The sequence below is a fragment of the Conyzicola nivalis genome, from assembly GCF_014639655.1.
In the GTDB taxonomy this organism is placed as follows: Bacteria; Actinomycetota; Actinomycetes; order Actinomycetales; family Microbacteriaceae; genus Conyzicola; species Conyzicola nivalis.
On the sequence record NZ_BMGB01000001.1, the window covers coordinates 1,772,851 to 1,785,507 of the forward strand.

A 12,657-nucleotide genomic window follows, 5' to 3' on the forward strand; every position below is an offset into this window, starting at 1 on the left:
GGCTACGGGAAGATCGTGATCGCCTCGGCGCTCGCGGCGGGCGGCTGGATCGGATAGCCGGAGACCAGCGCGTCGCTGGCATAGCTCACCGAGCCGTAGAGCCGGTCGAACCCGGCGACGAGGTAGGTGTCACCCGCGGCGACCTCGACGGAGGCCGCGCCTTCGGCGGGCACAGTCACGGTCAGGTCGTCGCCGTCGGTGGCCTCGAGCGTGACGTCGGCGTCGGCATCAGTGGGGTTCACAAGGTTCACCCGCGGGCCCGGGCCGTCCGCGATGGTAACCAGCGCCCGGTCGTTCAGGGCGTTGACGGTGGAGAGCCAGGCGAAGTCACTGCCAGGAGCCTCCCCCTCGGGGGCGGACCCGGCGACGGTCGATACCCGCAGACCGGCGACGACGGGGTGTGACGAGGTGATGTGCACGGTGTAGGTGCCGTCGACGAGGCCGTCGAGCGCGAGGTCGTCGACGACACCGGCCGCGAGGTCGACCGAGAACGACGCCCCAGCCGCCGCTCCGTCGTCGGAGGTGACACTGACCTCGGCCAGAGTATCTTCGCCGCCCGGCGCGAACACGCGCAGCACGCTGGCGAGGTCGCCGTAGCCCTCTTCGCCGAGACGCGACTGCAGGGCGTCGGTGCCCGTGACGCGAACGCCCGAAATGATCTGGGCGGTCGACGGGGTGTGGCCGGCGCCCACGAAGTCGACGCCGCCCGGCTCGATGCCGCGCACGGTGGTCTGCTGGAGGTTCGCGACGATCTGGCCGCCCCTGCTCGTGACGTGCACGACGGGCGACTCCACGTCGGGGGCGAAGCCGGCCAGCGGCAACACGCGCTGGCCGTGCGGCTGAACGACGATGCCGGTGACGCCGGGCGCCGTGACCTTGCCGTCTTCGGTGCTGATCGCGAGCGCGACGGTGGAGACGGTGTCGCTTGGATTAGCCAGGGTGATGAGCGTCGTGCGACCGACCGCGGTCGATCCGCCGACGAGCCAGGTCTCCGAGGCCACACCGGCGCAGTCGGCGGTCGCGAGACCCTCGAATTCGCCGTCGCCGGGCGTCTGGCCCTGCGCGCCCGAGACGAGGTCGTCGTCGCCGCCCGTGGTGGAGCGGATCTGGACCGGTGCGCTCTCGGTGCCCGCCGTGCCCGCGTCCGACTGCTGCAGTGGGTTGACACTCACGTCGTCGCCCCCGCTGGTCGAGCCGAAGCGCACGCTCGGGTCGCCGATCGACGACGCCGTCGTGGCCGACTGTCCCGACTCGTCGCCGAGGCGGAGGAGCGCGCCGGGGCAGACAAGCTCCTGTGCGGTCGCGACCGGCGTGACGTCGACCGACGCCGGAGTCGTGGCGACGGTGGTGATCGGGAGGAAGGTCGCTCCGGCGATGGCGGCGAGTGCGACCGCGATGCCGACGGTGCCCGCGACCATGCGCACCCCGACGATCGCCGCGCCGCGGGCGGTGATCTTCGCCTTCGGAGTGGCTGCCTCGTTCTCGTCGACCGGGTAATCGTCGCCGACGGGTTCGATGTGGTGGGCGACCGGGTCGTTGTGATCAGACATTGTCGTCCTCCTCGAAGGTGGAGGCGGGTTCGCTCGGTCGGCTCGAGGGCGTGCGCGCCCGGCGACGCGATCCGGTCGGCACCGCGAGCAGGAGCGTGATGATGAGGACGATGCCCTGCGTGAGCGTCACGATGATGCCGAGTGGTGAACCGAGCGGCCCGGGGCCGACCTCGGGCCGCGAGTCGTCGAGTGCCGCGAACCGCCAGAGGAAACCGGTGGAGGTCTCGCCGATGGCGGTGAGTGACGGGTTCCCGTCGAGAGCCTCTCCGGCGCGTTTCCGGGTCTCCGTGGCCGCTTCCCCCGTGGCATCCGGCGACAGCACGAATCCGATGTGCAGCTTCTGCATCTCGGCGGCGGTGTCGAACCCGCTCTTCGAGGCGAGGTTGCCGGCGAGCGTGGCGAGCCGGCGCTGGGCCTCGGTCGTTTCCGTGTTCGTCGCGGCAAGCGTGGACTGCGAATCGAGGCTCGTGCCCTCCCCGCGGTAGATCACGGCCGCGAGAGCACCGCTGGGCTGCGCGGTCAGCTCGAGCGTGCCGAGCATGTCGTCTTCGGCCGCTTCCGCCGAGACGAATGCCGGCAGGGTGCGTCCGCTGCTCGTGCGCACGTCGCTGTCGCCGACGAGAGGTGCGGCGAGAAGCGGCCCGGCGAGCACGACGGCCGTCGCTCCGACGAGCAGAGCGGGAAGCACGACGGCGCGGCCGAGCACCTCGAGCGTCACGACGACGGCGCCGATGAGCCCGAGCCAGAAGAGGCTGAGCCCGGCCGCCGGCCAGATCGCGACGGTGCTCTCACCCACGGCCGACACATGCACGTGCGCGGCCGCGACGGCCGTCACGAAACCGAGGAACGCGATGACCATCGACGGCACGGCACGGCCGGAACCCGGGAGGAACAGCGCGAGCAGGGCGAGCACGGCGAGGGGCGCCAGCAGGGCTGCGACGATGATGGGGGCGGCCAGATCGTGCAGGTCGAGCGCCGCCGCGACGTTGCTCCAGCCGCTGTAGCCGTTCACCGGGGATCCGAGGGCGAGCTGCCAGCCCGAGGTCGTGCTGCCACCCACCGGCACGCCGGGGTCGGCGGCCAGCGCGAGCCAGTTGCCCCGCAGCGCCTGCTGCACGACGAGCGGCGCGAACATCGCCGCCGCCGGGATCACGATGCCGATCAGCCGGTGGATGCTCTTCGGTCGCGCGAACATCCACGCGAGCCAGCCGATCAGCAGGGCGGGAGCGAGGGACGGGGCAGCCGCGATCGTGGCCGCGAAGAGAAGGGCGGATGCCGCGCTGGCGGCCCAGCTGCGTGCGGCGTTCACGGTGGCGAGTACCACCCACGGGAGCAGCAGGTGCGCGATGACGGCCCCGAGGTGTCCCCCGCCGAGCGACGCGAGAAAGGGGGGAGCGAGCGACCAGAGGACGGCGGCGATCGCCGGCGACCAGCCGCGTTCCGCGAAGCGGGCAGCGCACCACCACGCGCCGAGCGCGGCGAGCGGCAGGGCGAGGAAGTAGAGCACGACAACGCTTTGCGAGGGCGCCCAGAAGGTGAGGGTGCCGAGCAGGGCGAGCACGAACGAGAAGGGGTCGGCCGCGCCCTCGAACCCGGCTCCCACCTCGCGCCAGCCGAAGCCGACGTTCGCCCAGAGCTCGGAGAAGGTGAGGCTGAGCGGCGCGAGCGCTCCGCCGGCCACGGCCGGCGCGCCGAACAGCGAGGAGAACGAGATGGCTCCGATGGCGGCCGCGAGCAGCACCACCCAGGCTCCGCCCTGCGAGAGGAAACTGGGTCGGGTCGACTCGGCAACCTGCTGGGTCTGACTGCCGGGTGCCGCGGCTATCGCCCTCTGGTTCGCGCGCAGCTCGCGCACCGCGCGCGACGGCATCCGCAATTTGGCTATCGACGCCCACCCGAGAACGCGGGTCTTGCGCAGCCGGCGCCGCGAGGGCAGCACCGCGGAACTGAAGGCCGCCGCGAGGGCGCTCGCGAACTCGCCCGCGATGAGTCCGGGGTGCTTGCCGATGAGATGCCATATCGACCGGGCGAACGCGAGGGGGACGAGCGAGAGCCAGTGGAACGGGAGCGCCGCGGCGGGGGCGTAGGCGAGCCGGCGGTGCAGTTGTGCGCGGCGACGCAGCGCGTGCGTCGACCGCACCGAGATCGTCGGGCGGTCGAAACGTTCGGGACCGCCGGCGCTCGCCACCCGGGCGTCGGGAACACCGACGATGCGGTGCCCGGCGAGGCGCACGCGCACGCAGAAGTCGAGGGCGGCGTCGACCGACGGCAGCGCGGGGTCGAAGCCGCCGAGCGCGAGCCAGACGCTCTCGCGCACGAGCATCCCGCCGGCGGCGACGGCCAGCATGTCGTTATGCCTGTCGTGCTGGGCCTGGTCGAGTTCGCCGGTGACCAGCGACACGGACGCGCCGAAGGTCGTGATCGTCTCGCCGTACGACTCGATGACGTCGCTCGTCAGCCAGCGCATGAGCTTCGGGCCGGCCACCGCGACGGAGGGCGCGATCTCGACCGCGGCGAGGAGCGCGGCCAGGGCGTCCGGCGCGGGGGCGTTGTCGTGGGCGAGCAGCCAGAGCCAGTTGTCGGTCTCTCCGCTCGGCGCTGCCACGTGCAGGGCGTTGGCGACGGCGGACCCGAAGCTGCGGGCACTTGCGGCCGGCACGAAGACGGTGGCGTCGGCGCGGGCGAGGATCGAGTCCGAGCCGTCGGTGGAACCGTCGTCGGTGAAGATGGTGGAGTCGGGTCGTCTGGTCTGGCCCGCGAGCGCCGCGAGGGTTCGCTCGAGATAGCCGGCCCCGTTTCGGGCGACAAGTATCGCTGTGACTCTCGGTTGCATCGCAGTGAGCCTAGGTCTCTCTACTCGCAGCGGGAGCCTGACACGCTCGCACCCGAACAAATGCCAGATTCGCGAATGCTGGATTCGGCGATCCGCGCGGGCGGGGTGGTGCGGCTACGCGCGCTTGCGCAGCTTCCGGCGCTCGCGCTCGGACAGCCCGCCCCAGATTCCGAAACGCTCGTCGTTCTCGAGTGCGTACTCGAGGCAGTTGTTGCGCACCTCGCACGAGCCGCAGATCTTCTTCGCCTCGCGGGTCGATCCGCCCTTTTCGGGGAAGAATGCCTCGGGGTCGGTCTGGGCGCAGAGCGAATCTGTCTGCCAGGCCAGCGGATTCTCTTCGACATCGGCCTTGCGAACGCCGGGGACACCCAGACGAACCGGATCGACGAACCAGTCGTCTGGAACATTGGCGCGATATTCGCTGTTCGCCATTGTTCTACCCCTCGCCGCTCGACCCGGATGACCGTAATGCGTTAGAGATAATTACACCCGTGTAGTTCGCCAGAGTCAAGTCGGTGATCATAAAACCTTCGACCCCCGTTAGAGGGTTACGACGCGCGGCGAGTTGCTTCCCACGCGCTCGCGACCATTTCCCGCAGGTCGTGGCGCATCGCCCAATCCAGGTCGCGGGCGGCGAGGTCGCCGGCGGCGACGATGCGGGCGGGATCGCCCGGACGACGGGGTGCGATGACCGGCTCGAACGCGATCCCGGTGACCTCGGCCACGGTGCGCATGATGTCGCCCACCGAATTGCCGTCGCCGCTGCCGAGGTTGTAGGCAGCCTCGAGGGGCTCGCCGGCGTCGAGGCGCAGGGCCGCGGCGACATGCGAGGTAGCGAGGTCGGCAACGTGCACGTAGTCGCGCACGTTGGTGCCGTCGGGCGTGTCGTAGTCGTCGCCGTTGATGCGCGGGGTCTTGCCCGCCTTGAGGGCGGCGAAGACGAGCGGGAAGAGGTTGTGCGGGCTGGTGTCGTAGAGCGCAGGGTCGCCCGAACCGACGACGTTGAAGTAGCGCAGGCTCGTGTGGCGCAGTCCCGCCGCGATGCCCTGGTCGCGCAGCAGCCACTCGCCGATGAGCTTCGACTCGCCGTACGGCGACTGGGGGTTCTTCGGGGTGTCCTCGGTCACCAGTTCTGTGGGCGGCGTGCCGTAGACGGCCGCGCTCGACGAGAACACGATGCGGTCGACGTTCTTCTCGGCCATCGCCGCGAGCAGCACCGCCGTGCCGGTGACGTTCTGCTCGTACGTGTGCAGAGGTCGCTGCACGCTCACCCCGGCGTACTTGTAGCCGGCCACGTGGATCACACCCGTGACGTCGTGGTCGTCGATCGTCTTGAGCAGCAGCTCGCCGTCGAGGATCGAGCCGTAGACGAACGGCACCTCGGGTCCGACGAAGTCGCGGAAGCCGCTCGAGAGGTCATCGACGACGACGGTCGACAGGCCCGCGTGGGCCAGCGCCTTCACGACGTGCGACCCGATATATCCTGCTCCACCCGTTACCAGCCATGTCATGCTCCAACGCTATCGCGCTAGCTGCGGTTGCGTTTTCCTTCGAAATCGCAAGCGGGAACGGGCCGATAGCCGTCGCGGAGCGCGACGACGACCGCCGCGACGACGGCCCAGAGGACGAGCATGCTGAGTACCACGATGAAGATCCACATGGCAGTAAATCTAGGAGTGGCGACATTCTGCCGACAGTGGCAGAATCGACAGCGATCGGTTCATTCCTGCCATTGGGGAGTCGCATGCTCAAGAAGGTCGTTTTGCTCGCCATCCCTGGCGTCGCCCCGTTCGAATTCGGTGTGGTCTGCGAGGTGTTCGGCATCGACCGCAGCGCGATGGGCGGTCCGACCTTCGAGTTCACCATCGTCACGGCCGAACCGGGCGCCGTGCGCACGAGCCTCGGCTACGACATGGTCATCGAGTCCGACCTCTCGGCCGCCGCGGACGCGGATCTCGTTGCCGTCTCCGCGCACCGGTTCGACGAGATCGACGAGCGCTACCTCGACGTGATCCGCGCCGCCGAGGCCCGCGGGGCGTGGGTGCTCAGCCTGTGCAGCGGAGCGTTCGTGCTCGCCCAGGCCGGCATCCTCGACGGCCGCAGGTCGACGACGCACTGGATGTACGCCGACCGTCTCGCCACCGAGTATCCCGACACGGACGTCAATCCCGACGTGCTCTTCGTCGAAGACCGCCACGTCGTGACGGGTGCGGGAACGGCCGCCGGCATCGACGCGGCCCTGCACATCGTGCGCAGCGAACTCGGTGCGTCTATGGCGAACGTGGTCGCCCGCCGGATGGTGGTCCCGCCGCAGCGGGACGGCGGCCAGTCGCAGTTCATCCAGTCCCCGGTCTCCCCCGTCTGCGCCGACTCGTTCGCCGCGGTCGCCGACTGGATGATGCAGAACCTCGCCGAAGACCTCACTGTCGACCAGCTGGCCCGCAAGGCGCTGATGTCGAGCCGCACCTTCGCGCGCCGCTTCCGCGCCGACATGGGCACTACGCCCTCGGCCTGGCTCAACCGTCAGCGCATCATCCGGGCGCAGCAACTTCTCGAAGAGTCGGATGCCTCGTTGGAATCCATCGCCCAGGAGACGGGTTTCGGCACCGCCCAGGTCATGAGGCACCACTTCGTGAAGGTGCTGCAGACCACGCCGACCGTGTACCGGCGCACGTTCGCCGTGCGTCAGTCGGCGTAGCACCGTGGCGCTCAGACCGCTGCGCAGGAGGATCCTCGCGCTCCTCGCCGACGAGCGGGTGCGGTTCGTTCTCGTCGGCGGGGTGAACACCCTCCTCGGGTACGGCCTGTTCGCCGCCTTCTGGCTGACGGTCGGCGACCGGATCGGCTATCTCGGCAGCCTGTACGCCTCCTACGCGGTGGCCATCGTGGCGGCGTTCCTGCTGCACCGCAGGTTCACGTTCCGGGTGAACGGTACCGGCAGCGTCGTGGTCGACTTCCTGCGGTTCGCGAGCGTGCACCTCGTTGCGCTGATCATCAACACCGTCGCGCTCCCCCTGCTCGTCGAGGGGGCGGGTATGTACCCGCTCGCGGCCCAGGCGATCGTGGTCGTGGTGACCACGCTCGTGAGCTATTTCGGGCACAAGCTGTTCTCATTCCGGCGCGCGGCCCACGAGGTCTAGCCGCCCGCGGGCTCCGCTCCGCGACCGGCAATGAACAGCGCGCCGTCGCCATCGATGGTCAGCGCGCGCTCGTCGGCGGTGACGAAAACCGATTCGCCGCGCGCAACCGTGGTGGACCCGGTGTCGCCGGCGAGGGTGAACGACCCAGCCGTGCACAGCACGATGCTGTCGCCGGCGAGCTCGTACCTCGTGCCGTCGACCGGCTGGGAGACGACAGCGAGCTCGAAGTCGGGAACCCCGGGACGGTACAGGGCGACGCCGCCAGGCAGCGTGATCGGCTCGAGGTACGGCACGGGGACCGGGGTGAAGTCGAGCACGGAGAGAAGCTCGGGCACGTCGACGTGCTTCGGGGTGAGACCGCCACGCAGCACGTTGTCGGACGCCGCCATGAGTTCGATACCGAGACCCTCGACGTAGGCGTGGATGTTGCCCGCCGGGAGGTAGAGCACCTCGCCGGGCTTCAGGATCACGAGGTTGAGCATGAGCGAGACGACGATGCCGGGGTCGCCCGGGTAGGCCGCAGCGAGTTCGCGTACGAGCTCGAAGTTGTCGCCCTCGAGTCCGGCCGCCGCCTCGACGACCGCGGCGATCAGCTCGTCGACGTCGTCGCCACCGGTGACGAGCCATTCAAAAGCGCCACGTAGGTCGTCGTCGGAACCGAGCCGGTCGGAGAAACCGTTGAGCGCGGGGTCGCCGGGAAGCGCGCCGATCATCCGCTCGACCGTGGAGGTGATGGCATGCGCGGCCCGGAAGCCGCAGAGCGCCCGGAACGTGTCGCTCAGCGCGAAGATCAGCTCGGGCTTGTGGAACGCGTCCTTGTAGTTGCGGTTCGGGGCGTCGAGCGGGATGCCGAGCGCGTTCTCGCGCTCGAAGCCGGCGGCGGCCTGTTCCATGGTCGGGTGCGCCTGCAGCGACAACGGCGACGCGGCGGCGAGCACCTTGAGCAGGAAGGGCAGGCGCCCGTCGAGGGTGTCGGCGAGCGTGTCATCCGAATCGACTATCCGACTCGGCGAACCGGGATGGGCTCCGAGCCAGAGCTCGGCCTCGGGCCCGCCGGACGGGGCGGTTCCGAGCAGGTCGGCGATTGCCGTCGACGAGCCCCAGGCGTAGTCGCGCGGGGTATTGGTGATGCCTACAAACATGGGGGCCGTCCTTGTCGCTCGGTTAGACCAAAGTACCAAGGGCTTAGGAGCGGTCCGACCGCGAGCCTAGGATTTCGGAGGATTCCGACAAGCAATGGAGCAAATCAATGTCATTCGAGTCACTCAGCAGCGACTTCTTCGGCTACGAGAACGGCCTGTCCGACGAGGAGAAAGACCTCATCGTCCGACTGCGCGCCTACCTCGAGGCCGAGGTGCGCCCCCTCGTCAACGGGCTGTGGGCCAACGCCGAATTCTTCCCCCGCACCATCGTCAAGGGGCTCGCCGACCTCGGCCTCTTCGGACAGCCGTGGGAGGAGACCCGCCGGTTCGAGAACTCCGCGGTGTTCCGCGGCTGGGTGGCTCTCGAGCTCGCCCGCGTCGACGCGAGCCTCGCGACGCTGGTCGGCATGCAGAACGGGCTCGTGATGGGCTCGATCGCCGTCGCCGGCAGTCAGGAGCAGCGCGACGAATGGCTGCCGAAGCTCGCCAGCGGCGAACTCCTCGGCGCCTTCGGCCTCACCGAGCCGCTCTCCGGCTCCGACTCCGCACAGGGTCTGCGCACGATCGCCAAGCGTGACGGCGACAGCTGGACCATCAACGGCGCCAAGCGCTGGATCGGCAACGGCTCGATCAGCGACGTCACGATCATCTGGGCGAAAGATGCGGATGACGGTCAGGTGAAGGGCTTCATCGTCCCGACCTCGACCCCCGGCTATTCCGCCACCCGCATCGAGAACAAGCAGGCGCTCCGCATCGTGCAGAACGCCGACATCGTGTTGACCGATCTCGTCGTCCCCGAGGCGAACCGCCTGCAGAAGTCCAAGTCGTTCCGTGAGACCGCGGCCGTGCTGCGGCTCACCCGGGCCGAGGTGGCCTGGGCGGCCGTCGGCAACTCCGTCGGCGCCTACGAGGCCGCCGTCGCGTACGCCGGCGAGCGCATCCAGTTCGGCAAGGAGATCGGCGGCCACCAGCTCGTGCAGGACCTGCTCGCACGCAGCCTCGGCAACATCACCGCGTCGATCGGCATGGTCACCCGCGTCTCGCAGATGCTCGACGAGGGGATCCAGCGCGACGAGCACGCCTCCCTCGCCAAGGCCTTCACCACGAGCCGCATGCGCGAGACGGTCGCCTGGTGCCGCGAGATCTTCGGCGGTAACGGCATCGTGCTCGACTACGACGTGATCCGTTACTTCGCCGACGCCGAGGCGATCTACTCGTACGAGGGAACCCGCGAGATGAACACGCTCATCGTGGGCCGTGCGATCACGGGCAAGGCCGCGTTCGTCTAAGAGCGCGCGCTGCGGTAGATCGGCCGGGCCCCGGGGACCGGCCGATCGTGCGTTCACCGCACATTCGTCTAGCCTTACGACCATGACCCTTCTCGAGCGCCCCGGCTTCCGCACGGGCCTGCTCGTCTTCGCTCTCGTCACGATCCTCGCCGGCGACGTGTGGCGCTACTCGGTCACCTGGTACGGTTTCGCCGCCGTAGTGGTCGGGGTGAGCGTGTTCTCGATCATGCTGCTCGTGCGCAACAGGCCACACTGGCGCCTCGGCACACTGCCCTACCCGCTGCTCGCCTTCGTAGGCCTGACGACGGTGTCCATCGCGTGGTCGGCCTATCCGAGCTCGTCGGCCGTCGGCGTCGTGGCGACGCTGCTCACCGTCGTCTCCGCGGTGGCGTTCGCGATCTCGTACTCGTGGCTGGAGATCATCCGCGCGCTCGCACTCGCGCTCCGGATCATCCTGAGCCTGTCGCTGCTGTTCGAACTCCTCGTCTCCCTCGTCATCCGTCGCCCGATCCTGCCGTTCTGGTCGCCCTATGTAGACGACGGCACCCTCGCGAAATCTCTCTTCTGGTCGCGCGACCTGTTGCTCGAGGGTGGGAAGATCCAGGGCATCGTGGGCAACTCTGCGCTGCTCGGCTTCGTGGCACTGCTCGCGCTCATCGTCTTCGCTATCCAGCTCGCGGCGGGTGCGACCAAGCGTTGGCCCGGCATCGCGTGGGTCGTCTTCGCGGCCGTGATGATCTATCTCACCCGCTCCGCGACCATCACGCTTGCCCTCGTCGCCGTCATCGCGGTGGCCCTCGCCGTGCTGCTCGTGCGCAGCGCGACCACCGCACGCCGGCGGTTCGGGTACTACTGGCTCATCGCCGCGACGGTCGCCGCCCTCGTCGTGGTCGCCGTGGCCCTCCGCGACACACTGCTCGCGGCGATGGGCAAGCAGCCCGACCTAACCGGCCGCACCGACATCTGGGACGCCGTCATCGGTTTGGCCTCGCAGCGGCCGGTCTTCGGCTGGGGTTGGGTGAGCTACTGGACGCCGTGGGGCGAACCGCTGAACAAGCTGGCATTCGAGGGCGGCGTGCAGCAGTACCAGGCGCACAACGCCTGGCTCGACGTGTGGCTGCAGATCGGAATCGTCGGTGTCGTCGTCTTCGGCGCGCTCGTGGTGTCGACCACCGTACGCGCCTGGTTCCTCGCCGCGGACCGCAGCATCACCCGGCCGGGCATCGTAGGCAGCTACTCGGTCGAGTCGATACTCCCGCTGCTCATCCTCACCGCGCTGCTCGTGCAGAGCCTGGCCGAGAGCCGGCTCATCATCGAGTACGGCATGCTGCTGCTGGTCGTCATCGCGGTCAAGACGAAGCGCAACGACCCCGTCGTACTGCCGGGCACTCGATGAACCGCTCCGGACACCCGGCATTCCACGCCGCGGAGGCCTTTCTCCAGGCACCCCGTCTCGCGCAGGCGCTGTCGACCGTGTCGATCGCCGTGTCGATCCTCGCCACCCCCATCCACAAGGTGATCGGCTGGCCGGGACTCATCGCGATCATCTCGGGACTCGTCGTGCTCGCCGTCGCGTCGCTCGTGGCCCGGAGGGAGGAACTGGAGTGGCAGGCCCTGTTGCCCATCTCGTTGACGCTGTTCCTCGGTTGGGCGGCGACGACGGTCTTCTGGAGCCAGTACCAGTGGGCGACCGTCGGCGGCCTCGCCTACCTTGCCGCGTACACGGCAGTCGGCCTCTATATCGCCCTGATGCGCGACACCATACAGATCGTGCGCGCCTTCGGCGACGTGCTGCGGTTCGTGCTCGTGGCGTCCCTCGCGCTCGAGATCTTCTCCGGACTGCTCGTCGACGCCCCCATCCCGTTTCTCGGAATCCAGGGCAACCTCGCCGAGGGCGGTCCGATCCAGGGCCTGCTCGGCACCCGCAACCAGCTCGGCATCATCGCCATGCTGGCCGCGGTGACGTTCGGAACCGAGCTGCGCACGAAGTCGATCCAACCGCCCGTCGCGATCGCCTCGCTCGCGCTCGCGGGCATCACCATGTTTTTCTCCCGTTCGCCGCTCATCGGCGGCGTCATCGTGATCCTGGGTGCGGCGATCATCGCGCTCTACCTGATCCGGCGCATCTCCCCCGCCCGCCGCACGGTGGCGCAGATCACCCTGCTCGCGATCGCCGCTATCGGCGCCCTCGTCACGTGGGGGTTCAGGGCGCGCATCGTCACGATGACCAATGCCGGCGGCGAACTCGACTTCCGGCTCGCGCTCTGGCGGCAGATCCTCGACCTCGTGTCGCTCAACTCGCTCGAGGGCTGGGGCTGGCTCGGCTACTGGCGGGCGGAGATCTCTCCGTTCCAGGCGTTCACCGCGATCGAGCGCGTGCCGTACTCCGGCCTCAACGCCTACCTCGACGTCTGGTTCCAGGCGGGCCTCGTTGGGCTCGCCATCTTCATCGTTCTCGTCGGGCTCGCCTTCGTGCGTTCCTGGCTGCTCGCCGGGCAGAAGCGCAGCATCGTCTACGCGTGGCCCGCTCTAGTGCTTCTCGTGCTGCTCACGAGTGGGCTGTTCGAGAGCTCGCTGCTGGTCGAGTACGGCTGGCTCACCTTCGTCGTCTGCTGCGTGAAGGCGGCGCACGAACTGAGCTGGCGGCGCGCGTTCGCGTCTACAGCGCTCTCCGATCCGCGGGCGGCCTGAGCGAACCCTCGT

The 12,657-nt window shown here is 69.1% G+C and carries 11 protein-coding genes; 5 read left to right on the forward strand and 6 right to left on the reverse strand.

Annotated features, from left to right (window positions below; all coding sequences use genetic code 11):
- Window positions 1–2 precede the first annotated feature (2 nt).
- The 5 genes from IEV96_RS08820 to IEV96_RS16755 form a co-directional block, all read right to left on the reverse strand.
- Entirely contained in the window at window positions 3–1,550 is a 1,548-nt protein-coding gene (locus IEV96_RS08820; protein ID WP_188510255.1) for a DUF5719 family protein, read from the reverse strand.
- The gene (locus IEV96_RS08825; RefSeq protein WP_188510256.1) at window positions 1,543–4,383 is read right to left on the reverse strand and encodes a glycosyltransferase; all 2,841 of its coding nucleotides are present in this window, start codon (window positions 4,381–4,383) and stop codon (window positions 1,543–1,545) included. The genes IEV96_RS08820 and IEV96_RS08825 overlap by 8 nt, the downstream gene beginning before the upstream one ends.
- Before the next feature lie 114 nt (window positions 4,384–4,497).
- A complete protein-coding gene (locus IEV96_RS08830) occupies window positions 4,498–4,815 on the reverse strand; it encodes a WhiB family transcriptional regulator (protein WP_188510257.1) in 318 nt (105 codons plus the stop codon).
- Window positions 4,816–4,931: 116 nt separating this feature from the next.
- Window positions 4,932–5,894, reverse strand: a complete 963-nt coding sequence (gene galE, locus IEV96_RS08835; RefSeq protein ID WP_188510258.1) for a UDP-glucose 4-epimerase GalE — start codon at window positions 5,892–5,894, stop codon at window positions 4,932–4,934.
- 17 nt (window positions 5,895–5,911) lie between these two features.
- Entirely contained in the window at window positions 5,912–6,043 is a 132-nt protein-coding gene (locus tag IEV96_RS16755; protein WP_268235591.1) for a hypothetical protein, read from the reverse strand.
- An 84-nt stretch (window positions 6,044–6,127) separates the two neighbouring features.
- Here IEV96_RS16755 and IEV96_RS08840 point away from each other — a divergent pair, with 84 nt between their 5' ends.
- Together IEV96_RS08840 and IEV96_RS08845 are read left to right on the forward strand one after the other, a co-directional pair.
- A complete protein-coding gene (locus tag IEV96_RS08840) occupies window positions 6,128–7,081 on the forward strand; it encodes a GlxA family transcriptional regulator (protein WP_188510259.1) in 954 nt (317 codons plus the stop codon).
- A gap of 4 nt (window positions 7,082–7,085) precedes the next feature.
- On the forward strand, window positions 7,086–7,523 hold the full coding sequence (locus tag IEV96_RS08845; protein WP_229733164.1) for a GtrA family protein: 438 nt from the start codon (window positions 7,086–7,088) through the stop codon (window positions 7,521–7,523).
- Here the strand turns inward: IEV96_RS08845 and manA are convergent.
- Window positions 7,520–8,665: a mannose-6-phosphate isomerase, class I gene (gene manA, locus IEV96_RS08850; RefSeq protein WP_188510260.1), complete on the reverse strand. Its 1,146-nt coding sequence runs from the start codon at window positions 8,663–8,665 to the stop codon at window positions 7,520–7,522. The genes IEV96_RS08845 and manA overlap by 4 nt on opposite strands.
- Before the next feature lie 107 nt (window positions 8,666–8,772).
- On the opposite strand from manA, the gene IEV96_RS08855 reads away from it, so the two are divergent.
- From IEV96_RS08855 to IEV96_RS08865, 3 genes are all read left to right on the forward strand, one after another.
- On the forward strand, window positions 8,773–9,954 hold the full coding sequence (locus IEV96_RS08855; protein ID WP_188510261.1) for an acyl-CoA dehydrogenase family protein: 1,182 nt from the start codon (window positions 8,773–8,775) through the stop codon (window positions 9,952–9,954).
- Window positions 9,955–10,036: 82 nt separating this feature from the next.
- A complete protein-coding gene (locus tag IEV96_RS08860; RefSeq protein WP_188510262.1) occupies window positions 10,037–11,350 on the forward strand; it encodes an O-antigen ligase family protein in 1,314 nt (437 codons plus the stop codon).
- Complete coding sequence (locus IEV96_RS08865) at window positions 11,347–12,645, forward strand: O-antigen ligase family protein (protein WP_188510263.1); 1,299 nt, start codon at window positions 11,347–11,349, stop codon at window positions 12,643–12,645. The genes IEV96_RS08860 and IEV96_RS08865 overlap by 4 nt, the downstream gene beginning before the upstream one ends.
- Window positions 12,646–12,657 lie beyond the last annotated feature (12 nt).

What these genes read in the sequence shown, in the direction of transcription:
- IEV96_RS08820 (WP_188510255.1), bottom strand. Translation starts at nt 1,550, where the DNA reads ATGTCTGATCACAACGACCCGGTCGCCCACCACATCGAACCCGTCGGC.
- IEV96_RS08825 (WP_188510256.1), bottom strand. Translation starts at nt 4,383, where the DNA reads ATGCAACCGAGAGTCACAGCGATACTTGTCGCCCGAAACGGGGCCGGC.
- IEV96_RS08830 (WP_188510257.1), bottom strand. Translation starts at nt 4,815, where the DNA reads ATGGCGAACAGCGAATATCGCGCCAATGTTCCAGACGACTGGTTCGTC.
- galE (WP_188510258.1), bottom strand. Translation starts at nt 5,894, where the DNA reads ATGACATGGCTGGTAACGGGTGGAGCAGGATATATCGGGTCGCACGTC.
- IEV96_RS16755 (WP_268235591.1), bottom strand. Translation starts at nt 6,043, where the DNA reads ATGTGGATCTTCATCGTGGTACTCAGCATGCTCGTCCTCTGGGCCGTC.
- IEV96_RS08840 (WP_188510259.1), top strand. Translation starts at nt 6,128, where the DNA reads ATGCTCAAGAAGGTCGTTTTGCTCGCCATCCCTGGCGTCGCCCCGTTC.
- manA (WP_188510260.1), bottom strand. Translation starts at nt 8,665, where the DNA reads ATGTTTGTAGGCATCACCAATACCCCGCGCGACTACGCCTGGGGCTCG.
- IEV96_RS08855 (WP_188510261.1), top strand. Translation starts at nt 8,773, where the DNA reads ATGTCATTCGAGTCACTCAGCAGCGACTTCTTCGGCTACGAGAACGGC.
- IEV96_RS08860 (WP_188510262.1), top strand. Translation starts at nt 10,037, where the DNA reads ATGACCCTTCTCGAGCGCCCCGGCTTCCGCACGGGCCTGCTCGTCTTC.
- IEV96_RS08865 (WP_188510263.1), top strand. Translation starts at nt 11,347, where the DNA reads ATGAACCGCTCCGGACACCCGGCATTCCACGCCGCGGAGGCCTTTCTC.